This window comes from Pseudoalteromonas sp. DY56-GL22 (assembly GCF_041414715.1).
Classification (GTDB): Bacteria; Pseudomonadota; Gammaproteobacteria; order Enterobacterales; family Alteromonadaceae; genus Pseudoalteromonas; species Pseudoalteromonas simplex.
On sequence record NZ_JANHZR010000005.1, the window covers coordinates 105,098 to 131,563 of the forward strand.

The following is a 26,466-nucleotide window of genomic DNA, read 5'->3' on the forward strand; positions in this document are numbered from 1 at the left end:
ACTAGCTCTCCTGCTTAAATTGGCGAATAAAACTGACGAGCATTGCTAAGCTTATTAAGCCCAGCGCCACAAGTAGTGGAATATAAAACAATGAAATTTGTGGGCGGAACGTTTGTTCATCGCTACTAATTGGCTCAAGCTTATCGAGCTCTTGATAAATTTGCTGTAAACCGGCTACATCTTTTGCTCTAAAGTATAAGCCGCCAGTTTGCTCGGCAATGCGTTTTAGTAAAGTTTCATCCAAGTTACCACCACTCATACCACCCATATTAAACAGGCTAAAGCCACGTTTACTATCTGAGCCAACACCTATGGTATACACTTTAATGCCTTCTTCGCGGGCTAACAGTAGCGCATCTTCAGGGTCAAGGTTACCGGCGGTGTTTTGACCATCGGTTAATAGCACTACGATACGGTTACTTTCATCTTTATTAGCAAAACGTTTTACGGATAAACCTAACGCATCACCAATGGCTGTTGCTCTACCTACTAGGCCGATTTGCGCTTCACTGAGCATTTGGCTCACGGTTTTAACATCACGAGTAAGAGGTGTTTGTAAAAATGCGGTATCACCAAATAAGATAAGGCCAAGGCGGTCACCTTGACGCTGCTCGATAAAATCACTGAGTACTGCTTTTACCATAGTGAGCCTATCTACATATTGATTATTTCTATACTCCATATCTTGCTCTGTCATTGAGCCAGATAAGTCCACCGCAAGCATAATGTCGCGTCCTTCATTAGGCAGCGTAATAGGTTCATCAAGCCAAGTTGGGTTTGCAATAGCGACAATCAAAGAGACCCAAACAGCCCATTCGAGCAATGAAACTTTGCGGCTATGTTGCTGTACTGCTTGATTATTTAAGCCCAGCTTAGCAAAGCCAGGAATACGTAAACGTAACTGCCCTTGTTGCTTTAACGGCATAAAGCGGCTTAATAACCAAGGTAGGGGTAAAAGCACAAAACACCATGGCCAACTAAACTCAAACATTAATTGGCTCCTTGAGTTTAAAGTTGCTAATAGCACTGCGTAATTTAGCCCCGAGCTCAGCATTATTACTTTGTTGTTGATAAAGCGGCATTAACTCGTCGTAACTAAAGTTGTCTCCACTGAGTTTAGATAAACTTTCTGACCACTTAGCCAAAGGCTGAGAAGCAAGCTGACTGCTGTAATAATGACGAGTTAAGCGTTTTAAAATAATGTGCAGCTCTTGCGTATCCTCATCACTAAGGGTTTTACTTAATTTAATGGCTTGTTTTTTGGCTTTTTTAAACTGCTGGTTTTTATATAAAAGCACTAAGCCGAAAATTATTAACGAACCAACTAAGGCGATGATCAACCACCAAATTGGAGCAAGTGGCCACCATGCAACCTCGGTCGGTGCAATGACATCATGTAAGCCATCTAGCGGATTTTTTTGCATTGTTACTTTCTCACTAATTGCAGCTCAAGAGGCGTGGCTGCACTGAATGAAATTAAACTAAGCCCAGATTTTTGTAAGCGTTTTAATCTATTAGAAAACGACTCTTCGGCAGACTTAGCAAAGCGCTCGCGAAATTGCTTATCCATTAGAGGTAAAGCAAGCTCTTGGCCATTTGCTGATACAGTCACCGTTTGTTTAAAAGCAGGTAGCTGGTGCTCGAACGGATCGCTAATATGACAGCCAATCAATTCACAGTGCCTGCTCAGCATTTCAAGTTGTTTGAAGCTGGCTTCATCAAGGGCACTAAAATCAGAGACGATATAAACCAAGCTCCCTGGTTTTGCTAAATGATTAAGGCGTTTAAGGTTTTCGCTGAATAAGCTGGAGGCTGTTTGGTCAATATTAGCCAGTGCTTGACTGTGAATATCACATAAGTTGTGACAAAGCTTTAACACGGCTTTTTCTCGTGAGGTCGGTTTTAATTCGTGATGACCTTGCTGATTAAACACCAGACCACCGATGCGATCACCTCGTTGACACGCCGACCAAGCAACCAGTGCGCTAATGTGCGCTGCTTGCACTGACTTTAACAGTAACTTTGAGCCAAACAGCATCGAGTTAGAAAAGTCGGTAAAGACAAAAACAGGGCGTTCTTTTTCTTCTTGAAACAACTTAGTGTGGGTTTCGCCAGTGCGTGCAGTAACACGCCAGTCGATAGAGCGTATGTCATCACCGGCTTGGTAATGACGCACCTCGGCAAACTCCATACCGCGGCCTTTATGGGGCGCAAGGTATTGCCCAGCCAAGCTGTTTTTGATTTTTACTTTGGGCGCAAGTTCTAGCAAACGAGCTTTGGCTTTGTAATACATCAACTCTTTGAGTGATAAATTGACGCCTTGACTATGACTTGCTGCTAACCACGCCGCTGGATCAAATTGGCTCGACATAGATTATGGCACTGCCACCAATTCTAAAATACGGCTGATCACATCGTCTTTACTGATGCCATCGGCCTGTGCTTCGTAACTTAAGATAATACGGTGACGCAATACATTATGCAGCACTGCTTGAATATCATCTGGGGCAACAAAGTCACGGCCTTCAAGCCAAGCATGCGCGCGGGCACACTTATCAAGGGCAATGGTTGCACGTGGGCTTGCGCCATATTCAATCCAGCGACCAAGTTGCTCATCAAGCTCAGCTGCTTCACGAGTGGCAACAATTAATTGTACTAGGTATTTCTCAAGCGGCTCAGCTAAATACAAACCTAATATGGCTTTACGGGCAGCAAATAACTCACTTTGACTAATTTGTTGTGTCGTTGCTTGCTTGTCAGAAATAGCCTCGCCACGGGTTAGGCGTAGGATATCTAATTCGTGTTCAGCACCCGGGTAATCAATACTCAAATGCAATAAGAAGCGGTCAAGCTGAGCTTCTGGTAGTGGGTAAGTGCCTTCTTGTTCTAGCGGGTTTTGGGTTGCCATAACCATAAATAGATCAGACAGTGGATAGGTGTTTTTACCTACCGTTACTTGGCGTTCAGCCATGGCTTCTAGTAGGGCTGATTGCACTTTAGCAGGAGCACGGTTTATTTCATCTGCCAAAATTAGGTTATGAAATAACGGGCCCTTTTCAAATACGAACTCACTGGTTTGCTGGCGATAAATATCGGTACCAGTTACATCTGCAGGTAATAAGTCTGGGGTAAATTGTACACGTTGGAAACTGCCTTCAACGCCTTTCGCTAAGGCATTGACTGCACGCGTTTTCGCAAGACCCGGAGGGCCTTCAACTAATAAGTGGCCATCTGCCAAAATTGCGATTAACAGTGCTTGAGTTAATTGTGGTTGGCCGATAATTTGCGTGTCTAGGTATGATTTTAATTGTGAAAATGCGTTAACTGCCATAATAAAAAGACTGTCCTAAAAGCGTGAGTCAAAAATTGTTTTTGTTATGCGCCAATACGTTATATTCAGTGCCGATAAATTCTTTTCGCGGTACCGTGGTGGGGCGCTACTAACAAGTTATAAGGATTCAAAAGTTATAACACAAGTGTTAGACACAAAATCCTCAAATAGTTCGTTATTTTTTAAGGATTTTTAGCCTACCATATAAATTCGGTGTTTTTTTGTAAATAGGCCGAAAAAAGCCTATGGTTGAAAACTTACTATTGGCATTCGTACACGGGTTGTTTTAGAATCAGGAAAAACAAACAGGTCAGACCTGTCAGCGGGAGAGCATAAATGTCTGAGCAAAATATACTTAAAACAGCAAAAGGCGATCGTATCGCTATCGTTAGCGGCCTGCGAACGCCATTCGCAAAGCAAGCCACAGCATTCCATCATGTACCAGCCCTTGATTTGGGTAAGTTAGTTGTCAACGAAATGCTTGAGCGACTTAACTTCGATAAATCTGAAATTGACCAACTTGTATTTGGTCAAGTAGTGCAAATGCCAGAAGCGCCAAATATTGCCCGTGAAATCGTATTAGGTACGGGTATGCCTGTTTCTGTTGATGCTTATTCTGTTTCGCGAGCGTGTGCGACAAGTTTCCAAGCCATTGCTAACGTAGCCGAGTCAATTATGGCAGGTTCAGTGCAAGTAGGTATTGCCGGTGGTGCTGACTCATCGTCTGTATTACCAATTGGTGTTAGTAAAAAATTAGCGGGTAGCCTTGTTGATTTAAACAAAGCCCGTACGCTTGGCCAGCGATTAAAGATTTTCTCTAAACTACGTTTAAAAGATTTACTTCCGGTTCCGCCTGCGGTCGCTGAGTACTCTACTGGTTTATCTATGGGTCAAACAGCAGAGCAAATGGCGAAAACGCATAACATTAGCCGCGAAGATCAAGATGCTTTAGCGCATCGTTCACACACCCTTGCAAGCCAAGCGTGGGCAGATGGTAAACTGAAAGACGAAGTAATGACTGCCCATGTAGCACCTTATAAGAGCTTTATTGAGCAAGACAATAACATTCGTCATAACTCAACCGTTGAAGGCTACGCGAAGTTAAAACCAGTGTTTGACCGCCAACATGGCTCAGTTACCGCAGCTAACGCAACGCCATTAACAGATGGTGCTGCTGCGGTATTAATGATGAGCGAGAGTAAAGCTAAAGCATTGGGTTACGACATTCTAGGTTATGTACGTAGCTTTGCTTTCTCAGCAATTGGTGTACATGAAGATATGCTAATGGGCCCGGCGCACTCAACGCCAATAGCCCTAGATAGAGCAGGTATCACATTAGCTGATTTAGACTTAATCGAAATGCACGAAGCATTTGCAGCGCAAACACTGGCTAACATGAAGATGTTTGCATCAGATAAATTTGCACAAGAAAAGCTAGGTCGCAGCAAAGCGATCGGCGAAATTAACATGGACAAGTTTAATGTATTAGGTGGCTCACTTGCATACGGTCACCCATTTGCGGCAACAGGTGCGCGCCTGATCACGCAAAGCTTACATGAACTTAATCGTCGCGGTGGCGGCTTAGCGCTTACGACTGCGTGTGCAGCGGGTGGCTTAGGCGCAGCCTTTGTATTGGAGAGTGCGTAATGACAGATTCAGTATTTAGTTTATCAGTGGCAGATGACGGCGTAGCCGTTGTAACCATTGATGTGCCGGGTGAGAAAATGAACACCCTGCGCAGCAGTTTTGCAGAAGATTTAAAAACCTTACTCAAAGACGCACAAGCGCAAGCAGTAAAAGGCATGGTATTTATCAGTGGTAAAAGCGATAACTTTATCGCCGGTGCTGATATTAAAATGCTTGATAGCGCCAATAGCCGTGAAGATGCATTAGCGTTAAGCGAAATGTGCCAACAAGCATTTTTCGATATGAAAAAGCTACCTTTCCCAACAGTAAGTGCTATTCATGGTGCTGCATTGGGCGGCGGTTTAGAGTTTGCTTTAGCGTGTGATTATCGCGTGTGTTCAGATAGCGATATCACTAAGCTTGGTTTGCCAGAAGTGCAGTTAGGCTTATTACCTGGCGGTGGTGGTACTCAACGTTTACCAAAATTAGTTGGCCTGCAAAAAGCACTTGAGTGGATGCTTACAGGTAAGCAAGTGCGTGCTAAGCAAGCGAAGAAAGCAGGCTTAGTAAATGACTGTGTACCACATAGCGTATTGCTTGACGTTGCTAAAGAGTTTGCTCTTAAAGGTAAGGCGAAGGTTACTAAACCTAAGTTAGATCGTTTAAGCCAATTACTTGAGTCGAACCCATTTGGCCGCAATATTATTTTCAAAAAAGCACAAGAAAACGTGCTGAAGAAAACAGGTGGTCATTACCCAGCACCTTTAGCCATTATTAAAGCGGTGCGTGCAAGTGTTGAACTTGATCAGTTAAAAGCATACAAAACTGAAGCTGAAGGTTTTGCCACGCTGGTAATGAGTGATGAGTCAAAAGCATTACGCGGTATTTTCTTTGCAACCACTGAAATGAAAAAAGAGTGGCGTAATGATGATGCACCAGTAATCGCTAAAGCGGCAGTATTAGGTGGCGGCCTCATGGGCGCGGGTATTGCCCATGTTAGTGCTGTAAAAGCGGGTGTTCCAGTGCGCATTAAAGATGTGGCTGAAAAGGGCATCAGCAACGCAATGAACTACAGCTACAAGATTTTGGATAAAAAGCAAAAACGTCGTATTTTATCTAAGGCTGATCTACAACAAACCATGAACCGCATTACCGGTACCACCGATTACAGTGGCTTTAAACACATTGATATCGTTATCGAAGCGGTGTTTGAAGATCTTGCTTTAAAGCAAGGTATGGTGGCTGATGTAGAACGTGAATGCCAAGACAACACGATTTTTGCAAGTAATACCTCATCATTACCAATTGCACAAATTGCTGCTGATGCAGCGCGCCCAGAAAATGTAATTGGTCTGCATTACTTCTCACCTGTTGAGAAAATGCCACTTGTTGAGATCATTCCACACGCTGGTACGTCTGAAGAAACTATCGCTCGCGTTGTTAACTTTGCCCGTAAGCAAGGTAAAACACCGATTGTGGTTAAAGACATGGCAGGTTTCTATGTAAACCGTATCTTAGCGCCTTATGTCAATGAAGCGGCTAATTTACTGCTTGCAGGTGAGCCAATTGAAAAGATTGATCAAGCATTGGTTGAGTTTGGTTTCCCTGTTGGGCCTTTAGCGTTACTTGATGAAGTAGGGATTGATATCGGTTCTAAAATTGCGCCAATCCTTGAAAAAGAATTGGGCGAGCGCTTTAAAGCCCCGGATGCCTTTAATCGCTTAATCGATTCTAAGCGTTTAGGTCGTAAGACTGGCCGTGGTTTTTATCTTTACGACAAGAAAGATAAAAAAGTGGATGAGTCAGTTTACGAGCTACTTGGTGTTACGCCATCACCTCGTTTAAACAAGAGCGAAATTGCTAAACGTTGTGTTGCGCAAATGCTTAACGAAGCGGTGCGCTGTTTAGATGATGGCATTATTGCAAGCCCGCGTGACGGTGATATTGGTGCTATTTTTGGTATCGGTTTCCCACCATTCTTAGGCGGTCCATTTAGCTATATGGATAAACTGGGTGCAGCACAAGTGAGCTCAGAAATGGCGACTTTTGCTAACTACAACCCAATTTTCACACCTTGCGATACGTTAAAAGCAATGGCTGAAAAGGGTGGTCGTTTTTACCAAGCAGAAAGCGAAGAGCCGGCTGTAGCTGAAGCTAAGCCTGTCGATCCGGTTGAAGTAACCAAAGAAGTGGTTGAAGACGAGCAAGCGTCAGAAGATGCTGATACAGAAACGACTAAAAGCTAATTCTTTAAATTAGTTAATTTTAAAAGCCCTGCTCATTGAGCGGGGCTTTTTACTTTAAAGAAATGTAAGGTATTTTATGGCGTTACTGTGATTTTATATTTAACATTAGCCAATTGTTCAATGACTTAATATAAACAAGGATGTCAGAGTGTCTACTTCATGGAAGCCTAAAGGCTTTATCGCAATTATTCTTGGTGTGTTGTTACAACCATTTGTATTTTTGTACGTTAACAAATTCAGGTTGTTTATCACTTACCTTGCCTTAACGATCCTATGTTACTTGCTTGACATTAAAATCCAAGCTAGTGCAGGAGAGGCTGATTGGTATCAAGGCATTTATCTCACAAGTGTGTTTATAATTATATGTCCACTCCATGCTTTTTGGATAACTAAACACTATAACGCAGATAAGAAGCGGCCTTGGTTCGCAAATTGGTGGGCTGTCACTTTAATTTATCTTGCCGTCTCTGTTGCTCTTATTTTAATGAGAATTTTTTCATTTGAGCCTTTCACTTTACCAGCTTCATCTATGGCACCGCAGTTAGATAAAGGGAGCCAAGTTCTAATTAGTAAAATAGGTTTTGGTAATTATCGGTACTTAGGCTATCAAATTTCAAGATCACCCATGTCAGCTAAAGTAAGTCGAGGTGATGTTGTTGCTTTTCAGTATCCGCAAAACCCTGATTATACTTGGTTGAAACGTGTAATAGGGGTGGGTGGCGATAGGATAGTTTATCAAAATAAAACGGTTTATATTAAAAAAGCATGTAATGAGAGAGCCGACATCTGCGCAGACTTCATCCCTTTAGAGCAATCTCTCGTTTCTCAAACTGAAGGTGGGCTTAAAGTTCTGCAAGAGGTAAATGATGGTAAACGTTATCAAATTTTACTAAATGAGAATCACCATGAACAGGTAAGTCATTATTTCAACCAAGTTGGCAGCGAAAAGGCGGAATGGATCATCCCTAAAAATCATTACTTCGTTTTAGGTGACTCTAGAGATAATAGCTCAGATAGCCGCTTCTGGGGCTTTGTTCCTAAAGATAACGTGATAGGAAAAGTGATTTATATTTGGTAGCTGCATAAGCTGCAGTATTGGCCATAAGTGGTATTTAACTCACCAAGTTGGTTTGTTATAACTAGGTTTATTTACAAAGCGATTAATCACCATGACTCTCACCACTGCGCGATTAACATTAAGGCTGTTAAATGCCGATGACTGGCCGCTGTTTTATACTTTGCATAATGATGCTCAAGTGATAGAGAAGTGCTTCGATAAGCCCTCAGAGACGCAACTACGAGCAAAGTTTAATGAGCGTTTAAAGCCTTGGCAGCCAAATTCGAATTCACCACTTTGTTTAGTTATTGTTGAAACCAGTACGGGTAAAGAGGTGGGTGTGACGGGGTTTACTTCATCAACAGTGCCAGATAGTCAAGAAGTTGGTTATTTGCTACTGCCTAACTTTCATGGTCGTGGCTATGCCACAGAGTCTTTGCAAGCGGTGCTTTATTACGCCAAATCAGAACATGCTGTGCGTGAATTTAAAGCGGTTGTCACCGAGGGTAATATCGGTTCAGAAAAAGTACTTGAGAAATGTGGTTTTCAGTTAGTCGATAAGCAACTAGATGCGTATGCTATTGGCGGTGTTTTGTATACCGATCATCATTTTCATTTAAGTTGCACTGATCACAGAGCGTGATCAGTGCGCAATTTTACAGATGAAGCTCAATTGCTTTTCTGTCTTTTTCTGGCATATTCGCAACCACTAAATCAAACGAATTATCAATCATTCGTTCAATCTCTCCCTGTGGTACGGTGCCATCTAAAATAACCGTATTCCATAAACGTTTGTTCATGTGATAACCCGGGATCACCGACGGGAAAATATCACGCAGTGCTTGGGCTTCATCTGGATCGCATTTCAGATTTAGCCACCATACAAGGTTTCCCTCATCGTCAGTTTGACCTTCTTTGCCCTCGGCAAGGGTAGCAAACATTTTATGATTCACCTTGTAAACGTCGACATCTTGGCCAAATGGTTGGGTGATCATCACCAATGGCTTTTTCATTAAATACTCGTGTACTGTGTGTTGATTCATGATCCAATCCTTGAAGTCATTTTTCGTAGTTATAAACATAGCAGCTTTTTCGTAGTTTGGAGACAACTATCGTTATAATTTGCTGAAAAATAATATAAATAAAGGCTCTGAGATTAAACTGTAAATTTTTATTGAACAAAAGCTATTACGTGGTAAATTTCTGTCATCAAAAAACGATAGGAATACACCCATGCCTAAGGCAAGTGAAGTTAAAAAAGGCGCCGCTATCGAGCATAACGGCCGTGTTTTAGTAGTTAAAGATATTCAACGTTCTGTACCACAAGGTCGTGCTGGTGGCAGTTTATACCGCATGCGTTTATACGATGTGGTAACAGGCGGTAAAGTTGATGAAACATTTAAAGACAGCGATATGTTAAAGCTTGCTGATCTCATTCGTCGCGAAGCAATGTTCTCTTACATTGATGGTGAAGAGTATGTTTTCATGGATAATGAAGACTACACGCCATATAACCTTAATAAAGAAGCGATCAGCGAAGAGATTTTATTCGTTAATGAAGAAACTCAAGGCCTTCACGTGATTGTGATTGATGGCTCACCAGTTGGCTTAGATTTACCATCAAGTGTTGAGCTTGTTGTTGAAGAAACAGACCCTTCAATCAAAGGCGCTTCAGCAAGTGCACGTTCAAAGCCAGCACGTTTAACAACGGGTTTAACGATTCAAGTTCCTGAGCATATTTCAACAGGTGACCGTATTCGTATCAACACCGTTGAACAAAAATTTATGGGACGCGCAGAAAAATAACTCTGTGGTCCATTAGAGAACCGGCTTTTTGCCGGTTTTTTGCTTTATTAGTAACTCGCTCATTACAAAATTCATTGAAAAAGGAACGAAAAACGCGCATTATTACCGGCTTACGAAAACAATAATAATTATCAGTAGTAGATTAATGTTGAACCACGGATTGGAAAACAGAGAATACATCAAACTCCCTGAAGGCGTTGATATCGCCATTACTCCCGCTGGCGTTGTTGCCAGAAGCTATGCCTACATTATCGATTTTATTATCCGTAGTTTGGTTCTACTTGCTGTTGGTACTGTATTGGCCTTCTTTGGTGATGCAGGGCAGGGGCTTATCTTAATTGCTTACTTTTTAATTTCATGGGGATATAACATCCTGTTTGAAATGGAAAATGGCCAAACGCCGGGTAAAAAACGCCTTAAAATCCGTGTTGTGCAAGACAATGGCTTACCAGCGAGCTTTTCGCAAATTGTAGTGCGTAACTTACTACGTCCAGCCGATATGCTACCTATAGGCTATTTCTTAGGCCTTGTGGTTATGTTGTTTAACAACCGTTTTAAACGCATTGGTGATTGGGCTGCAGGCACTATGGTTATTTACGACGATGAGTTAGCTATGCGCCCAGAATTATCACAAGGAGAAGTGCATATTCCTACCATTAGCTTAACCACCGAAGAGCAATTAGCGGTGCTTGCTTTTGCAGAGCGTCATGATGAATTATCGGATGCAAGGCGTCGTGAGTTGGCAGCTATTTTAGCTACTCCTTTTTCTGCTGCAGAGCATGAGATTGAGGCGCAGCTTGTTAGTTACGCACGCCACTTTGCAGGTCAAGTTCAACACGATAACGATTACCCGCAGCAGGAGGGTAAGCAATGAAGCAAACTCAATTTGTAAAATCAAATAGTGTCAGTTGGGATGAGTTTGAAGCGCTTTGCGAGCAAAATAGTGCAAAGTCTTTACCTGTTAATTTCCCTAACTTGTATCGCAAAGTCTGTAATGATTTAGCCATTGCGCAAAGTCGTCAATACAGCCCAGTGTTGATTGAGCAAATAAACAGGCTGGTGCAATTAGGACAAAAGCGCCTTTATTTATCTCGAAGCAATCAATTTTCTGAAATATGGCATGTGGCCCGCACGGCATTTCCACGTGCACTGTATGAAAATCGTTTAATGCTTGGCATTAACTTATTGGCATTTTGGGGATTGGCCTTAGTTGCTTTTATTTGGGTGACAATTGACCCTGATGCCGCTTATACATTTTTAGGGCAAGGAACAGTGCTTAATATCGAACAAATGTATAACCCTAGTGGTAGCGTTCAATCGGCTGAGCGCGGCGCATCACAAGATCTGATGATGTTCGGGGTCTATATCTACAATAATATTGGCATTGCATTTCAGATGTTTGCAGGTGGTGTTCTGTTCTGTGTTGGTGCTGCTTTTTTCTTGTTGTTCAATAGTTTTTATTTTGGTGCCGTTGCGGCTCACATTGTCAATGTTGGATTTGAAGGGCCGTTTTTTTCATTTGTAATAACCCATGGCTCATTTGAGTTAACCGCTATCATCATTGCCTCAGCGGCCGGGTGTCAAATAGGTTACGGCTTGTTAAATCCTGGGCAGTATACTCGCGCATATGCGATGAAACAGGCTGCACAAAAAGCACTTCCACTGATTGTTGGCGCATTTTTAATGTTAGTCATTGCCGCTTTTATCGAAGCATTTTGGTCACCCCGTGATATTGCTAACGAAATTAAATATTTAGTTGGCAGCGGCTGTTGGGCTTATGTCATTTTTCGCTTGTACAGGGGAATGCGCTATGGAGCTTAATCGTCTTAGCTTCAATCCTCGCAAGCGCAGTGCTTACGAAACCTTTGATTTAACAGTGTTGCTAGTTAAGCAGCATGCTGTCGCATTGGTCTCTTTGTATTTGATGATGGCCGTGCCCGTATTTTTAATTGTTGGCTTTCTAGTAAACTGGGGCATAGGCGGCTTTGTTGTTTGGTGGCTTAAACCTGTATTTGAGCGACCATTACTTGATTACATGTCAAAAGCGGTTTTCAATCAGCCAGTCAGCATAATGAGTAGCTTAAAGTTACTCAAGCAGTTAAAAATCGCTGATATGCTTGCGCATTTAACCGTTTTTAGGCTCAGCCCAAACAGAGCATTTTTAGCCCCCGTAGAGCAACTTGAGCGACTATCAGGTGAGCGCAAAACCAAACGTAAGCAGGTGTTGTTTGCTTCAAATAAGCCTAAGCAGACATTGTGGATGCTGTTTTGTGTACATTTTGAGTTTATCTTATTGATGGGAATATCGGCACTGACAATTGCACTTGTGCCCCATTCATTCTCTGCACAAGAAGCCATGTACCAAATTTTTGAAGCGCCAATCTGGGTTGAGATAGCGTTTAACTTTATTTATATCTTCAGTATTTCATTAGTGGCGCCGCTTTTTGTTACTGGCGGTTTCCTTGCTTATTTACACCGCCGTGTTGAACTAGAGGGCTGGGATATCGAGCTGGCATTTAAAAATATTCGCACCCGTCTTGCAGGCGTAGTCAGTGCTGTAGCACTTCTTCTGCTGACAACATTTACGCTGCAACCATCAACAAGCTATGCAGAGCAAATCGATAAGCAAGCGGTAAAAGAGCAAGTTACTGCTCTTTATAATGAGCCTAATGTCATCGAAACTGAGACTACGTGGGTGCCAAATATCGAAGCCAAAGCGAGTTCATCAGATAGTGACTGGTCTTGGCTTATCGATGTATTTACTGCCATTGGTGAAGTGTTTGGCGTGTTAGTTTGGGTATTGGTCGGCTTATTAGTTATTTGGCTAGTGTATTACCTGATGCAAAAACGTGGCTTTTTTGCCAACTTAAGCTTGCCTGAGCGCAGTAAAGTGAATGAACAGCCAGTTATTCCAACCTTATTTGCAGAAATTAAAAGTAAGGATTTACCTACTGATTTAATTGCTGCTGCAAAGCAGTGTTTTGAGCAAGGGCAGCACCGCTTGGCGCTGGCGTATTTGCTTCATCATGCGCTGAGTTGGGCGCAGCAACGACATGAAGTGCGCTTACACCGCTCGATGACTGAGCGCGAATGTAAACGTGCAATTGATGCTAGGGTGCCAAATCAAGGGCAAGCAATTTTTGCTCGCTTATTTTCTGCGTGGGTCACGGTCGCTTGGGGCCATAAAACCCCTGATATCGACTTTATCGAGCTGATTGAGCAAATTACAGCTATGACAGCAGAGACTAAGGAGCAAGCCCATGAAGCTTAAGGTTGTGCTTATTGCGGCGCTCGTATTGTTTAGCTTATTTGTTATTGCGGGTATTGCCTCTTTAGATTGGCAGAAAAAAGAAATAGAGATTGGCTTTCATAGTGATGTCGCAAAAGATAACTTTACGATGGCTCAACGGCTACTTAAAGCCAATGGTATCGATTGGAATAAAAACAAGCGCTTGGCAGAGCAAGCTCAAAGTGATGAGTTAAACATAGACCCACAAAGTATCTTAATTTTAGATGAGGCAGTGCTTGCTGATTCTTACCTGTTAGATGTACAGCTGGCTGATTGGGTCGCTGAAGGCGGACGCTTGATTTATGTATTAAACAGGCAACGTGATGAGCTGGCAATTGATAGCACCGTATTTTTTAGTCAGCTTAGTATTAATGTAGAAAGCCAAGAAGATGTGTTTGAATATGATTTTGCAATGCTCAAAGAGGGGCATAAAAATAGTACGCTCTCAATTGATGAAAACACTCAGCTTGACCTTGAGCTAAGCCGTGCCTTTTTTATTGAAAACTGCCCCGGTGTGAGTACCAATAATGATAACGGTAACACCCTAATGTGTGACTTTGCGTTTGGTCAAGGTCGAGTCATTGTGATGCCATCGCTGTTACCTTTTACCAATTACCGACTTCGCCACCTTGATCATGGCAGTTTATTACTTTGGTTAAGTAAAGGGGCTGAAAAAGTAACCTATGTCCCTTACCTAACTTACCCAAATTGGTTTGCCAAATTATGGCACTGGAGCTGGCAATGTGTGGTGACGTTGCTGTTATTAATTGTGCTTGCAGTATGGCATATCAGTAGTCGCATCGGCCGCTCTTATGCTCCTGACTTCGATGTAAAAACCAGCTTTAATCAGCATATTCGAGCAGTAGCAAACTTTTATTCTGAGCATGGTCACGAAGCCGTGTTATTTACTGCTCTAGAAAAAGATTTTTACGCCAAAGTTGAGTCGCGAGTGCCTAACTTTAAGATGCTTAGTGCTGAAAAACAGGCGCAGATCATCGCTAATTTAACTCATTTTGAAAAACAACAGGTGGCAGAGTTGCTTGCGAGCAAGTTGCCTGAGTCAAAAGAACAACGAACAGAATATATAAAACGATTTAAACAATTAAGGAATGCCTTATGAGCACGGAATTAGACACTAATCGCATGAGCTTAGTTGAGGCAGCTGATGCAGTAAAACAAGTAAAGCATAACATTTCGCGTGTGTTAGTCGGTCAAGATGCCATTGTTGAAGATGTGCTTACGGTACTCTTTGCGGGCGGTCATGTGTTACTTGAAGGGGTTCCAGGGCTTGGTAAAACGCTACTGGTTAGAGCCTTAGCAAAAAGCTTAAATGTAGACTTTTCGCGAGTGCAGTTTACACCGGATTTAATGCCTTCAGATGTTGTTGGTCATAGTTTGTATGATATGAAATCAGGTGAATTTAATATCAAAAAAGGCCCAGCATTTACTAATATTTTACTGGCTGATGAAATCAACCGTGCACCCGCAAAAACGCAATCAGCCCTTCTTGAGGTGATGCAAGAGCAACAAATCACCATTGATGGGGAGTCATTATTTATTGATTCACCGTTTATGGTATTAGCGACTCAAAACCCATTAGATCAAGAGGGGACGTATCCACTGCCAGAGGCTGAGTTAGACCGCTTTATGATGAAAGTTGAGCTTGGTTTTCCTTCTCATGAATCGGAAGTTGAGCTTTTAAAACTGAATACACAAATTGTGTCTAATGAAACCAAAGTAGAGCAGCTGCCAGCAGTATTAGATGCTAAGCGTATTGCGGAAATTAAACAGCTTTGTGCAGATATCTTAGTCGACGAACAAATACTTAATTATGCCGTTGATATCGTGCGTAGTTCACGAACTTGGCAGGGCGTGTTGCACGGTGCAGGGTTACGTGCCTCAATTAATATTATTAAAGCCGCAAAAGTAATGGCATTAATGAATGGTCGTGACTTTGTAACCCCAGATGACGTGAAGTCAGTGTCAGTGAATATTTTAAGGCACCGATTAATTTTATCGGCTGATCTGGAGCTGGAAGGAGTGTCATTTGATGAAGTGATCAATGCCATTTTAGCCAGTGTTGAAGCGCCGCGCTCATGAATCGCATCAAGCATAGACCTGCAAAACGCTTAGTACAATTAACAGCTTTGTTGCTGTTATTGTTGTTTGTCTGTGCCATTGCATCGGTTGACAGCTTAGTGTTAACGGCCTTGCTCCTAGTGCCTTTATTGGTCGCATTTTTCGATTATATGGCGGCAAAGTCAGAGCCTTTACTTGAAGTAAGCGCACAAACGAATCTCAACATGGCTTTGTATCGACGCCAACCCTTGCAGATAGTGATTAAAAACAAAGCGAAGCATGCGACCATGCTAGATGTCAGTGTTCATTTGAGCAATGCAATTGAGCTGCAAAAGCCACAGCAAACGGTGTTTATTGATGCAATGCAACAAGCAAAGCAGAGCTTTACATTACGCGCTCACAAGCGAGGAGATGCGCAGATCAGTGCCATTGAACTTAGGGTTGGGTCGCCATTTGGCCTTTGGCAAACAAACTGGCTAGCTGCGCAAGCGATTCAACTAAAAGTGTATCCCGATTTTAGCCGTGTGACTTCAAAGCAGCATTTAAATGGCGTAGTGAATAAGCCTATTTCAGGGTTAAAACTCACTAAAAAGCGCGGTGATGGTATTGAGTTTCAGCAGTTACGCGAATACCGCCAAGGTGATAGTGTTAGACAAATAGACTGGCAGGCGACTAGTAAGCGTCGAAAACTCATTTCTCGAGAGTATCAAGAAGAGCAAAACCAACATGTTATAGTGATGCTCGATGCCTCTAAAAAAATGGCCATCGAAGCCAATGAAGGTAGCCACTTTGATCATGCTTTAAATGCATTGTTACTGCTGTCGCATACAGTTTTAAAGCAAGGTGACTGGTTTAGCATGCAAAGCTTTAACCAAAGCCTGCGCTGGTTACCTGATGTAAAGGGTGCGCAGAATGTATCACGGGTAATGAATCACTTTTATGATCTATACCCAGATAAGAGCAGCAGTGACTATTTAGTGGCTGTGAATCAATTAATCGCTAAACGCAGTAAACGTTCTTTAGTGTTATTAGTTACCACCCTTGATGAGCAAAGCATTGATGAGTTAATGCCTGCAATAAAGCTATTACAAAAACACCATTTAGTGGCACTTATTAATATTAATAACCGTGCTGTAAATGAGGTGCTCGAAGAGCCTATAGAAAAGTACGAAGATGCAACCAGCTATTGTGCAGCTTTAGCACTGTTAAATTCACATAAAGCCAATATGGCAAAGCTGAAAAAACAAGGGGTGATAGCCATAGACTGTAACCCTGAGCAGTTACTGCCGCATGTGCTTAACACCTATTTAAATGTGAAGCACTCCGGGGCATTGTAAAACCCTAATAGCAACTGGCAATAAAAAAGGCATTGAATTCAATGCCTTTTTTATTAAATAACGAAACGATTATTTTTGATTATCAATAGCTTCGTTAATTTTGTATTGGAAATAAATAACGTTAAAGAAAAACGTTAAAATACCACCTAAATGAACTGGTTCATTGCTACCTTCATTAATTAACTCTTTAATCGATGTACGAAGAGAGAAAATTAATACAATGGCAACAACAAACGAAATCAGTGACACAATACCACCAATTTCAGGTGAAACTCCTGCAAAAGACAACACAATATTCACAATGTACAAAGCAACATAGCCATAAACTAAGCCTTGGCTTATCTGGTTTTCTGCTAATGCATTGGCTTTATTAGTTCGGCTCACTAACCAATAAACACTATAGATACCAAATGTGAAAAGGCATAAAAAGAACACGCCCCAAGCAGAGAAGCGGTCAAAGTTTAAAATAGGTTTATTACCACCGTTGTTTTGCTGAGTAAGCTCAGCTTCTGGTGCTTCATAGATGTTAGCTGATTCTTCAGACATAACGATTCCTCATAATTATTTTTTATATTCCTTTGTGCTGATAGCACGCATCGATAATAACAGTGAGGTTGCTTTTTGTACATCATTTCAACAGCCTAGAAAGTAAAGCTTTGTAACATAAAGGCCAGTATAAATTAGCCTTATAGAGGTTATAGCATGAGTGAAGTTTTAAAGCTTGCTGAAATTATGTACACTGCCGCTGATTTTTATGAGGTGCTGTGTGTTATTTATCTTTTTGAGTTGTGTATTTATTTTGGTGATGTATTTAGAGTCTTTGTCTAAAGGAATGCCGGTAAAGCGCTGGATGCTGTTAGGCGGTGTGCTTGGGCCTGTTGCTTGGTGTTTATTTAACATGCACTACCGCCGCGCATTTGTGCGTCACGTTGGTCATCAATCGTGTGGCTGGCGACCTTAAGCTTTTGCTGTTTTTAGTAGGCTCGGCGCAGATTTATCGAGTTGCTTTTGTAAGAAGGCGGTAAATTCTGGCTGTGATAGTGGCTTTGAGTAATAGTAACCTTGTACCGTCTGACATTTTAACTGCTCTAACATCATGACTTGTTCGGCTTGTTCAACGCCTTCTGCAACCACATGTAAATCAAGGTTATGAGCAATGGTTACAATCGAGTCGACCATATTCCGGCCACGTTCTGTTTGCATGTCGTCAATAAAGGCTTTATCAACTTTCAAAGTATTAAGCGGGAACTGTTTTAGATAAGCTAACGATGAGTAGCCTGTACCAAAGTCATCCATTGCAAGGTGAATACCTCGGGCACTGAGTGAGCGCATGACAGAAATAGCTTCGTTTGGGTCGTCCATAACCGTACCTTCGGTGATCTCAAGTTCAAGGAAGTAAGAGGGCAGCTCATTTTTTTGCAAAATCACATCAATACGGGTGGTTAAATCGGGCAAGCTGAACTGTTTAGCGGATAAGTTCACTGCAACACGACCGTTGAATAACCCTTGGTCAATCCACGCCTTTACATCGCGGCATGCTTTGTTTAAAACAACTTCACCAATTTCGATAATTTGCCCAGTTTCTTCAGCAATAGGGATAAACACACCTGGACTAATTACACCTTTTTTCGGGGTAATGAAGCGTACCAAGGCTTCCATACCATCTAGTTTACCTGTACGAATATTCATTTTTGGCTGGTAGTACACTTCAAAGTGGTCTTCTTTTAGACCGTAACGCATTAAATTTTCGATTTGTAAGCGTTTAACCGCTTCACGGTTCATTGTGTCGTTGAAAAACAGATAGCTATTACCTTTTTTCTTAGCGTGATACATGGCTGTATCCGCATTTTTAAGTAATAACTCGGGGGTATTACCATCTTCAGGAAACAGCACAATACCGACACTTGAGGTGATCACCAGTTCATGGCCTGCCATATTAAAAGGTGTAGCAATTGCGGCTAAAAAGAGTTTAGCCATGCGAGTGATAGTATGAATATCGTTGGTGCCCGACATTACGAGCGCAAACTCATCCCCGCCAAGACGGTAAAACACATCTTTTTCGCGGGTTAACTTATTCAAGCGCATCGCAAGCTTAGACAATAAGCTATCACCAAGTTGGTGACCCAGAGAGTCGTTAATCTTCTTAAAGTTATCTAGGTCAAACACTAACAAAGCGTGATGATTATCTTGCTTAGCGAGCTTTTTCAGATTGGTGAAAAACAAGTTTCGGTTAGGTAAGCCCGTTGTACGGTCACGGTTTGATAAGTTATGTAATTGTGATTCCGCTTTTTTACGCTCAGTTTCATCTGAAAAAACAACTACGTAGTTACATATTTGATTGTGCTCATTTTTGATTTCATCAATTGAAATTTCAATTGGTAACAGCTGTCTTTTCGCATTGCGAAGTTTTACCTCTTGCTGCCAGTGTTCTGTCGCTTTTACGGTGGCTTTAATTTCATCTACATAGCTTTGGTCATAGCCATTTAAGGTAAAATCTTTCTTTAAGTATTGCTCTCGTGTACCACCAAATAGTGTTAAAAAACTCGGGTTTAAGTCAACCAATTTGAAGTTTTTATCGTAAATAGCGATGGCGTCAGTTAGCGACTCAACGCATTTAGCGAATAGGTTTAAACGTGCTTCTGTTGATTTCAGCTGAGAAATATCTCTTACAGTGCCAGTCATACGCAAAGGGTTGAGGTTTGCGTCTTTTTCGATGATCTTGCCGCGATCTAGTACCCAGTGCCAACGACCAAAGCTGTCTTTAATGCGGTAACTCGCTTCAAAAAAAGCGGTATGCTCGGCGAAGTGTTTTTTAAGGGCTGTTTCGACGTGTTGTAAGTCGTGTGGGTGAATTAATTCGCGATTAGGGGGAAAGCCGCTGCTACTATTTGTATCTGAAGTGTATTTATCATTAATTCGTAGCACCTCGCCGGTTTTAATATTCCAGTCCCAGAGGGTGTCACCACTACCTTCTACGGTACTTTTTAAACGATGTTCTGAGATACGAAGTTGCTGTCGAGAGCGTTTTAGTTTAAAAATTATGAATAATAAGTATGGCAATAACAGCATCATGATAGCACTTGGAATAAGCAACAATGTGCTCTGTTCAAGCTCTATGGGGCTGGCGGATGCAGAAAAAACCCCAGCCATACTTATTGTTAAAAAAGCAGAAATCATTTTTATTATTTTTGTCATTAATGCATTACTTTAATTCGCAACAATTAATCTAATCTAAGCTCGCGTTCGAGTCAAAGAGAATGCGAAGAAAGGATTGTTTTTGACTGTTTTTTGGCCTTTGGCTCACTTAAAAGTTCTATTCTTGGCCTGTTTTCACTAAAGGTTTCGGTAATATACTGCTGCATTTGAGCAAGGCTTAACTTATCAAGTGCCTCTAAAAGCTGCCGTTGCATATTAAATTCAGTATCGCGATTACCGATTGCCAACCATAAACGTTGCGAGCGTAAGCGTAAATTTTTATCTTTTTCAGCAATATGTGTGACAAGACCCGCTTTGGTATCTAACCATTGCTGCTCAGAAATGCTGTTTACTTGTGATACATAATTATTAATAAATTGCTGGTGACGCTGAAGTATCTCATCAGCACTGTGCTTAGGTGACTGCACATAAAATGCGATACCCGCCCGGGTATTAAACGGAGCATAGCCTGCACCAACTAAATAGCCGAGTTGTTGCTTTGTTCTTAGCTCATTAAAGTAATCTTGATTTATTAAATGGTTAAGTACCATCATTTGCACTTTTTCGCTGGTGTCATCCGTTTGTGCTTGATAGTACAGTACCATTGCATGATCGCTGCAATTTAACATGAAGCGCTGTTGACCTACTTCGGTTATATCGTTTAGTGGTCGCGTTAAATCAATAATTGTGGTGCTGCCAGCTAAGTGCTCAGTCACTTGTTTTTGGAACTTAAGCGCATCAGAGCGTTGCCAGTTACCATGTAAAAAAGACTCAACGTGCAAGGCTTTAAAAAACTCATTTCTAAAGCAATTAAACTGATGGAAACTCGTATCCTTTAAAGCCTGCGCTAAGGCATTCGGCTCTGGGTTCCATGGCATAATTTGCGCACCCAAAATACTAAATAGCTCGCTAACAGGTTTGTTTTGATTGCTGTTTCGCCAATGTCTAACTAGCTGCTTTTTGTACTCAGCAAAACGTTTTGCGCAGATCTCAACATTAAAGAGTGCTTCAAGTAACTCATTAACTAGCTCCAACTGACTCGATGAAAGACCGGCAGTGTGTAGAGTTAACCCGCCTTGGTGAGAGGTTAAGTGATAACTAAGGCCAGCAAGCTCAGCCGGATAAAACTGCTCAGCTACACTGTCCATAAACAAGTCTGCAAATAAGCGGGTAAGGGCCATGTGCTTAACATCTTTAATCGCAAAGGTTGAGTCCATCGCTAAGTAAAAATGCCCTTTTGCCACTCTGAAAGTCGCATCTTGTTTAAACCAAAAATCAAAGCCCTCTCTTTTGACTAAAAGCTCTGGTGATTTAGTTGGCTTTTCTAAAGGCAATAACTCAACCTCTTTGGTGAGGTATGGGTTAGCACTTGGTAAGCACATCTGTGGTAATGGCGTGTTTATTTCGCTTAGCGCTTCTAACCAACTTGTTGAAATGTCCTCTACTTTATAAGGGGTGTTGTACCAAGCTGTAGTGTGCTCAGGCTCAACACCTGGATGAATGAGTACCAAGCGCATGTTATCAGGTGTTAGCCATTGCATGGCAATTTCATGAGCGCAGCGGTTAAAGCCTTCCATTAAATAATCGCCTTGCACATAATTGGCTTCATCGTAATGCTGCATATTAATGCTTAAGTTACTCACCCAATCAATTAAACGTGCTTTTTCTTGGTTATCAAAGGCAATTTGCAAGAGGTTCTTTTTGTCTTGATAAAGACGCGGCAATTTATCGCAGTTTTGGTTAATTAAGCAGATATACTCAAACACCATTTCGACGATATCTTCATAGTATTCAATACCTTCATCAGTCAACGCCATACTGATATTAAAATCTTTGAAGTTACTGCCATTAATGCCACCACCTGCTGAGAGGGCATTGATCCAGCCTTGCTCTTTTAGAATAGAGTACAGCGATCCTTTGCCTTCGTAGCCAAGTAAGTGAGCGATAAAACTAACGGTTTTGTGACGATAAAAGTCATCTATATTTGGCATCGCAAAGCTAATAATGAGCTTTTGCATATGTTTATGTGGCTCAATGTGTAACACCTTACCTAAGTCTTGTTTACGGTAAAGTGGCTGCTCTATGATCTCTTTACTTTTTGGCTGACCTTTTATTTCGCTAAATAACTGTCTTACCCAAGTGGTCATGGTCGCAATATCTTCATTGCTGCAGACCACCAGTGTCATCCACTGAGCCTGATAATGACTATCGAAGAAAGCACGTAGCTCATCACTGATGCAGCCCTCACGATCCGCCAGGGTTTGCTGGTTACCAACCGAAAACTTTGCAAAAGGGTGTGCTGGGTTCACCGTTTCTTTGTGAGCCTGATAAATTCGTCGGCCATCATCTTTTATTTTTAGTTTGAATTCTGCGTCTATGGCATTGCGTTCTTTTGTTGTCTCTTTAGGATTTAGTAGTGGTGCGATAAAAAAACGACTGAACTGTGCTAGTGCTTCAGCAAACTGCTGGCTGTTTATATCAAAGAAGTAGCAAGTGTGCTCAGTGCCAGTCCAGGCGTTGGTGTTGCCACCAGATTGTGATACAAAATTAGAAAAACCGCCCGATTCTGGGTACAAGTCAGTGCCTAAAAAAAGCATGTGCTCTAAAAAGTGCGCTAGGCCTTGTCTGTCAAGAGGATCGTCGAAATGGCCTGCGTTAATCGCCATAGAAGCCGCTGATTTTGTTGACTCTAAGTCTTGCACTAAAAGTACTTTTAGACCATTGTCCAGTGTTAGGGGTTGATATGTTCTGTTATCATTGCGGCTGATATTCAAAAGATGCTCCTGAAAGAGTGCGTTAATGTCCTAACAACAGATGATATTTTCAGGAAAGCTAAAAAGACAGAGCTACGAAAATCTACCTGAATATCATAAGCGGATGTTTAATGTATCTAGTGATGATATTCTAATATAGCGAACAATCAAGCAAACTGGCTACTGTTTTATATTCTTTAATCGGTTGATTTTTTATGAAAACAATCTTAATCATGCGCCATGGCGAAGCTACGCCAATGCAAGCAGATGATGCAGCAAGACAACTGACCGAGACCGGTCACCAAGAAGCTAGTCGAATGGGGCAATGGTTAGCAACACATCATAAACCGGATGCTCTGTTGGTAAGTCCTTACATTCGTGCTCAACAAACAGCTGCCGATGCTACGCAACATATTTCGTTACAATTTAATGAAACCTGTAACGACATTACCCCTGATGGTGTGCCGCAAGTTGCTGCTGATTACCTCGAAACCTTGATTGCTATGCATCCAGACTGCAATACCTGGTTGGTCGTTGCTCATATGCCTATTGTTAGCTATTTAGTTGATCAGTTAAGTCCAGGCCATATGCCTATTTTCAATACCGGGGCGATTGCTGTTATCGAATATGATGAACACAAACAGCGCAGTCACTACCTTAGTATTCACTCGCCAAATAACGTCGAAATCTAACAGTGGATTTGCTAAATTAGCGCTACTGTTAATTTTTTAAGTTCTTACTATGACAATCGAACGTTTACAAACCGGTGCCCGAATGAGCCGCATCGTTAAGCATAACGGCACAGTTTACTTATGCGGCCAAGTTTGTGCTGATGCCGAAAAAGATATCACCGAACAAACTCAAACCATGCTGGATAAGGTCGAAGCGCTACTTATTGAAGCAGGTAGTAGCAAAGAGCACATGCTAAGCGCCACAATCTACTTGAAAAGCATGGAATACTTTGCACAGATGAATGCAGTTTGGGATGCTTGGGTACCACAAGGTCATGCGCCTGCTCGCGCTTGTGTTGAGGCAAAAATGGCGCGTGACGCACTACTTGTAGAGATTTCTGTCGTTGCAGCAGTTAAGTAACGAGCAGCGTATCGCGCAGTTGATTGCTCGCTTTAATGAGCAATCAGGCCGCGCAGTGACTGAACTACCAAGTTGGCATTTTTGTGACAATGAGCAAGATGCTAATGAATGCGCATTACTGGTTTTAAATGGCGTAAAACAAGCCACAACCCCTTCACTTTATTGGTTTAAAGCCAATAATGAAACCCTTCCTGAAGTTGGTGATTTAGCTATTTTTACCAATTGGCAGGGACAGCCCCTCGGCATTATTGAAACCGTCTCTGTAACCATCACCGCATTTAATCAAATAAGCGCCGATTACGCCGCATTAGAAGGTGAGGGCGACAAAAGCCTTGAGTACTGGCAGCATGTGCATTGGGATTATTATCAGCGAGAGCTCGCAGGTACAGGCTATCAATGTCACCCTGAGATGCCGTTGGTGTGTGAGCAGTTTAGATTAGTTTTCAAGGAGTCAGAATGAATACGAATCCAGTGGTTCTTATTACCGGAGGCGGCCGCGGTATAGGCGCAGCGACAGCAAAGCTATTTGCTAAACATGGCTACGATGTGTGTATTAACTATAAGTCAGATCACGCAAGTGCAGAGCAGGTCGCTGATAAGCTAAAAGAGCTTGGTGTGAACGCCTATTTGTTGCAAGCTGATATAGCCGATGAGCAACAAGTTCTCGCCATGTTCGCTAAATTAGATACTCAGGTTTCGCGGTTAGATGTATTGGTTAATAACGCAGCGATGATGATGCCGCAAATGCCGTTATTAGAGATGGATGCTAAGCGAATCAACGCTATTTTAAGTTGTAATGTTACAGGCGCCTTTCTGTGTGCGCGAGAAGCAATAAAGCGTATGGACAAAGGCAGTATTGTGAATGTTTCATCGGGTGCTTCACGCACAGGTTCACCAAATGAATATTTAGATTATGCCGCATCAAAAGGAGCGCTTGATACCTTCACGATAGGCCTTGCTAAAGAAGTAGCGAGTAAAGGTATTCGGGTTAATGGGGTAAGACCAGGCCTTATTTATACCGATATGCACCGCGATGGCGGTGAAGCAAACCGAGTTGATAGGTTAAAATCTAAGTTGCCGCTAGGGCGTGGTGGTGAAGCAGAAGAGGTCGCCTCAGCGGTTTACTTTTTGGCAAGTGAGCAAGCCTCATTCACAACAGGCAGTTTTATCGATGTATCAGGCGGGCTTTAAGTTAAAAAGCTTTACGCACACGATTGCGGCCTTGCTGCTTTGCTTCATACAACGCTCTATCAGCATCAGCTACAATGCTCTCAAGTTTTTCAGCTCTTTGTGCTTGAGTAACTCCGAAACTTGCCGTCACCTTTAATGATTGACTATTTACGGTAAATAAATTTAACTCAATGTCTTTTCTAATTTTTTCAGCTAACTGGCTCGCAACCGATAGACTTGTGTTAGGCATAAAAATAATAAATTCTTCACCTCCCCAACGGCTAGCAACATCTTGCTCTCCTAAGTTGCTTCTGAGTATTTTTGCTACCTCTTTAATAACCTTATCTCCGGTATTATGACCATACAGATCATTAATGTTCTTAAAATGATCAATATCAACCATGATTAAAGCGAGGCTATTCTCTTTTTCGGTATGTTCTTCAAACCAGTGGTTTATTTTGTCTCTATTCGCTAGTTTTGTGAGTGGATCTATGTTTATTCTTGCCTCAATACTTTTACGTTGATAAGCAAATGCAGCATAAATAAACAATAATAAGAAAAACAAAATTGCAGCCAATTGAGCGCTGTGACTGAAAAATGCATAGTTAATTTCTGCTTGCCTTTTAGCCATAGGCGATATTAAAAAAACTCGCCAATCTAGCTGGGGCAAGTTGAATTGCGTAACAACATGATCATCCTGTTCTATTTGGATAATGATACTGCTCAAATTCTCCATGTTGGCCAGCTCTTGTGCCGCATTTTTGAACCAACTAAGTTCATTTAAGTTAACAATATCAGTAAACTGTGCTTGAAAGTCTCGATGAGAAGAAAGCACCACCTCGTCAACGTTATTGACAAAAAGTAAGTCGTAGCCATGTGTAGCTTTATATTGTTGAAAAGCTTCCCAAAATGACTGAAGACTTTTACCTACACCTATAAAGCCTAAAAAGTTGCCTTGCTCAGAATAAACTTTGATATCTACGTATAAATGTACGTTCTCGCGGTTTCCTAAGATAGCAACGGTATCGCCTTGCATTGCTTTTACTTTTGGATACCACTCGATATTCTCTTTTTGTAAATCAATCGTTGTGCCATCAGAATTAAATTGCATTTGTTGTTGCTCACTTGCTACAAAAACGAGCATATTTAAATTTTCCTGAAGCTGTTCTAAGTGGTTTAGAATGGCGGCTTGGTCTAGTTCACTATCAGTAAGTAAGTTACTTAAGCTTCCTGTGCTCGCTAAGGCTTGAGCAGTATGAACAGGCTTGTAGAGTTCTTCGACAACCAATGAAAAAACAGGGGCAATAGACTGTTGTTGTAAGCGACTTTGTTCAGCCACTATATTACTTATAGTGAGATAAGATGCGTAACCAATGACGAAAATGATGCAAATTAAAATGCTATATAAGTTTCGTTGATGCCGTAAAATCGTTTTCACTGAAAGCCTTTCTAAAGTGGTGCTTATAAATTTGTGATTAGTTAAAA

25 protein-coding genes are annotated in these 26,466 nt (G+C 41.7%); 16 read left to right on the plus strand and 9 right to left on the minus strand.

The features are described from left to right. Position 1 precedes the first annotated feature (1 nt). The 4 genes from NO991_RS12615 to NO991_RS12630 are packed head-to-tail and all read right to left on the minus strand — an operon-like array spanning position 2 to position 3,331. Positions 2 to 991 (minus strand): VWA domain-containing protein, encoded by a 990-nt coding sequence (locus NO991_RS12615; protein ID WP_371352081.1) that lies wholly within the window; start codon positions 989 to 991, stop codon positions 2 to 4. Beyond that, positions 984 to 1,424: a DUF4381 domain-containing protein gene (locus NO991_RS12620; protein WP_371352082.1), complete on the minus strand. Its 441-nt coding sequence runs from the start codon at positions 1,422 to 1,424 to the stop codon at positions 984 to 986. The genes NO991_RS12615 and NO991_RS12620 overlap by 8 nt, the downstream gene beginning before the upstream one ends. Before the next feature lie 2 nt (positions 1,425 to 1,426). Then, positions 1,427 to 2,371, minus strand: coding sequence for a DUF58 domain-containing protein (locus tag NO991_RS12625; protein ID WP_371352083.1), 945 nt, complete (start codon positions 2,369 to 2,371; stop codon positions 1,427 to 1,429). 3 nt (positions 2,372 to 2,374) lie between these two features. Then, complete coding sequence (locus NO991_RS12630; protein ID WP_054553219.1) at positions 2,375 to 3,331, minus strand: MoxR family ATPase; 957 nt, start codon at positions 3,329 to 3,331, stop codon at positions 2,375 to 2,377. A 336-nt stretch (positions 3,332 to 3,667) separates the two neighbouring features. Here NO991_RS12630 and fadI point away from each other — a divergent pair, with 336 nt between their 5' ends. The 4 genes from fadI (at position 3,668) to NO991_RS12650 (ending at position 8,903) form a co-directional block, all read left to right on the plus strand. After that, positions 3,668 to 4,978, plus strand: a complete 1,311-nt coding sequence (gene fadI / locus NO991_RS12635; RefSeq protein WP_371352084.1) for an acetyl-CoA C-acyltransferase FadI — start codon at positions 3,668 to 3,670, stop codon at positions 4,976 to 4,978. Beyond that, positions 4,978 to 7,203 (plus strand): fatty acid oxidation complex subunit alpha FadJ, encoded by a 2,226-nt coding sequence (gene fadJ / locus NO991_RS12640; RefSeq protein WP_371352085.1) that lies wholly within the window; start codon positions 4,978 to 4,980, stop codon positions 7,201 to 7,203. The genes fadI and fadJ overlap by 1 nt, the downstream gene beginning before the upstream one ends. 148 nt (positions 7,204 to 7,351) lie before the next feature. Continuing rightward, entirely contained in the window at positions 7,352 to 8,281 is a 930-nt protein-coding gene (gene lepB / locus NO991_RS12645) for a signal peptidase I (protein ID WP_235373038.1), read from the plus strand. 91 nt (positions 8,282 to 8,372) lie between these two features. Beyond that, a complete protein-coding gene (locus NO991_RS12650; protein ID WP_371352086.1) occupies positions 8,373 to 8,903 on the plus strand; it encodes a GNAT family N-acetyltransferase in 531 nt (176 codons plus the stop codon). Between the two features lie 13 nt (positions 8,904 to 8,916). On the opposite strand, the gene NO991_RS12655 is transcribed toward NO991_RS12650, so the two are convergent. Beyond that, positions 8,917 to 9,303 (minus strand): MmcQ/YjbR family DNA-binding protein, encoded by a 387-nt coding sequence (locus NO991_RS12655; protein ID WP_054553214.1) that lies wholly within the window; start codon positions 9,301 to 9,303, stop codon positions 8,917 to 8,919. Between the two features lie 190 nt (positions 9,304 to 9,493). Here NO991_RS12655 and yeiP point away from each other — a divergent pair, with 190 nt between their 5' ends. The 7 genes from yeiP to NO991_RS12690 all read left to right on the plus strand — a co-directional run bounded on the left by yeiP (position 9,494) and on the right by NO991_RS12690 (position 16,771). Further along, positions 9,494 to 10,066 carry an elongation factor P-like protein YeiP gene (gene yeiP, locus NO991_RS12660; RefSeq protein WP_054553213.1) on the plus strand — a complete coding sequence of 191 codons (573 nt, stop codon included), beginning with the start codon at positions 9,494 to 9,496 and terminating at the stop codon, positions 10,064 to 10,066. 145 nt (positions 10,067 to 10,211) lie between these two features. Beyond that, complete coding sequence (locus NO991_RS12665) at positions 10,212 to 10,940, plus strand: RDD family protein (RefSeq protein ID WP_054553212.1); 729 nt, start codon at positions 10,212 to 10,214, stop codon at positions 10,938 to 10,940. Further along, a complete protein-coding gene (locus tag NO991_RS12670; RefSeq protein WP_187490205.1) occupies positions 10,937 to 11,887 on the plus strand; it encodes a stage II sporulation protein M in 951 nt (316 codons plus the stop codon). The genes NO991_RS12665 and NO991_RS12670 overlap by 4 nt, the downstream gene beginning before the upstream one ends. Next, complete coding sequence (locus NO991_RS12675; protein ID WP_138599014.1) at positions 11,877 to 13,337, plus strand: hypothetical protein; 1,461 nt, start codon at positions 11,877 to 11,879, stop codon at positions 13,335 to 13,337. The genes NO991_RS12670 and NO991_RS12675 overlap by 11 nt, the downstream gene beginning before the upstream one ends. Next, a complete protein-coding gene (locus NO991_RS12680) occupies positions 13,327 to 14,475 on the plus strand; it encodes a DUF4350 domain-containing protein (RefSeq protein ID WP_371352087.1) in 1,149 nt (382 codons plus the stop codon). The genes NO991_RS12675 and NO991_RS12680 overlap by 11 nt, the downstream gene beginning before the upstream one ends. Further along, entirely contained in the window at positions 14,472 to 15,455 is a 984-nt protein-coding gene (locus NO991_RS12685) for a MoxR family ATPase (protein ID WP_199529221.1), read from the plus strand. The genes NO991_RS12680 and NO991_RS12685 overlap by 4 nt, the downstream gene beginning before the upstream one ends. Next, positions 15,452 to 16,771 (plus strand): DUF58 domain-containing protein, encoded by a 1,320-nt coding sequence (locus NO991_RS12690; RefSeq protein ID WP_235373033.1) that lies wholly within the window; start codon positions 15,452 to 15,454, stop codon positions 16,769 to 16,771. The genes NO991_RS12685 and NO991_RS12690 overlap by 4 nt, the downstream gene beginning before the upstream one ends. Before the next feature lie 69 nt (positions 16,772 to 16,840). On the opposite strand, the gene NO991_RS12695 is transcribed toward NO991_RS12690, so the two are convergent. Further along, positions 16,841 to 17,317 carry a DUF4234 domain-containing protein gene (locus tag NO991_RS12695; protein ID WP_138599010.1) on the minus strand — a complete coding sequence of 159 codons (477 nt, stop codon included), beginning with the start codon at positions 17,315 to 17,317 and terminating at the stop codon, positions 16,841 to 16,843. 208 nt (positions 17,318 to 17,525) lie between these two features. Between NO991_RS12695 and NO991_RS12700 the strand changes: the two genes are divergently transcribed. Beyond that, the gene (locus NO991_RS12700) at positions 17,526 to 17,732 is read left to right on the plus strand and encodes a hypothetical protein (protein WP_228482643.1); all 207 of its coding nucleotides are present in this window, start codon (positions 17,526 to 17,528) and stop codon (positions 17,730 to 17,732) included. Here the strand turns inward: NO991_RS12700 and NO991_RS12705 are convergent. Then, entirely contained in the window at positions 17,729 to 19,843 is a 2,115-nt protein-coding gene (locus tag NO991_RS12705) for an EAL domain-containing protein (RefSeq protein ID WP_371352126.1), read from the minus strand. The two genes, NO991_RS12700 and NO991_RS12705, sit on opposite strands and share 4 nt — an antisense overlap. A 176-nt stretch (positions 19,844 to 20,019) precedes the next feature. Continuing rightward, the gene (locus NO991_RS12710; protein WP_371352088.1) at positions 20,020 to 22,740 is read right to left on the minus strand and encodes an insulinase family protein; all 2,721 of its coding nucleotides are present in this window, start codon (positions 22,738 to 22,740) and stop codon (positions 20,020 to 20,022) included. A gap of 194 nt (positions 22,741 to 22,934) precedes the next feature. Between NO991_RS12710 and sixA the strand changes: the two genes are divergently transcribed. The 4 genes from sixA to NO991_RS12730 are packed head-to-tail and all read left to right on the plus strand — an operon-like array spanning position 22,935 to position 25,002. Next, positions 22,935 to 23,411: a phosphohistidine phosphatase SixA gene (sixA, locus tag NO991_RS12715; protein WP_054553202.1), complete on the plus strand. Its 477-nt coding sequence runs from the start codon at positions 22,935 to 22,937 to the stop codon at positions 23,409 to 23,411. A gap of 49 nt (positions 23,412 to 23,460) precedes the next feature. Beyond that, complete coding sequence (locus NO991_RS12720) at positions 23,461 to 23,811, plus strand: RidA family protein (RefSeq protein WP_054562122.1); 351 nt, start codon at positions 23,461 to 23,463, stop codon at positions 23,809 to 23,811. After that, the gene (locus NO991_RS12725) at positions 23,795 to 24,271 is read left to right on the plus strand and encodes an ASCH domain-containing protein (protein WP_371352090.1); all 477 of its coding nucleotides are present in this window, start codon (positions 23,795 to 23,797) and stop codon (positions 24,269 to 24,271) included. Before NO991_RS12720 ends, NO991_RS12725 begins: the two co-directional genes overlap by 17 nt. Beyond that, positions 24,268 to 25,002: an SDR family oxidoreductase gene (locus NO991_RS12730; protein ID WP_371352091.1), complete on the plus strand. Its 735-nt coding sequence runs from the start codon at positions 24,268 to 24,270 to the stop codon at positions 25,000 to 25,002. Before NO991_RS12725 ends, NO991_RS12730 begins: the two co-directional genes overlap by 4 nt. A gap of 1 nt (position 25,003) precedes the next feature. Here NO991_RS12730 and NO991_RS12735 read toward each other — a convergent pair whose 3' ends face one another. Next, positions 25,004 to 26,320 (minus strand): sensor domain-containing diguanylate cyclase, encoded by a 1,317-nt coding sequence (locus NO991_RS12735; protein WP_371352092.1) that lies wholly within the window; start codon positions 26,318 to 26,320, stop codon positions 25,004 to 25,006. Between the last annotated feature and the right edge of the window lie 146 nt (positions 26,321 to 26,466).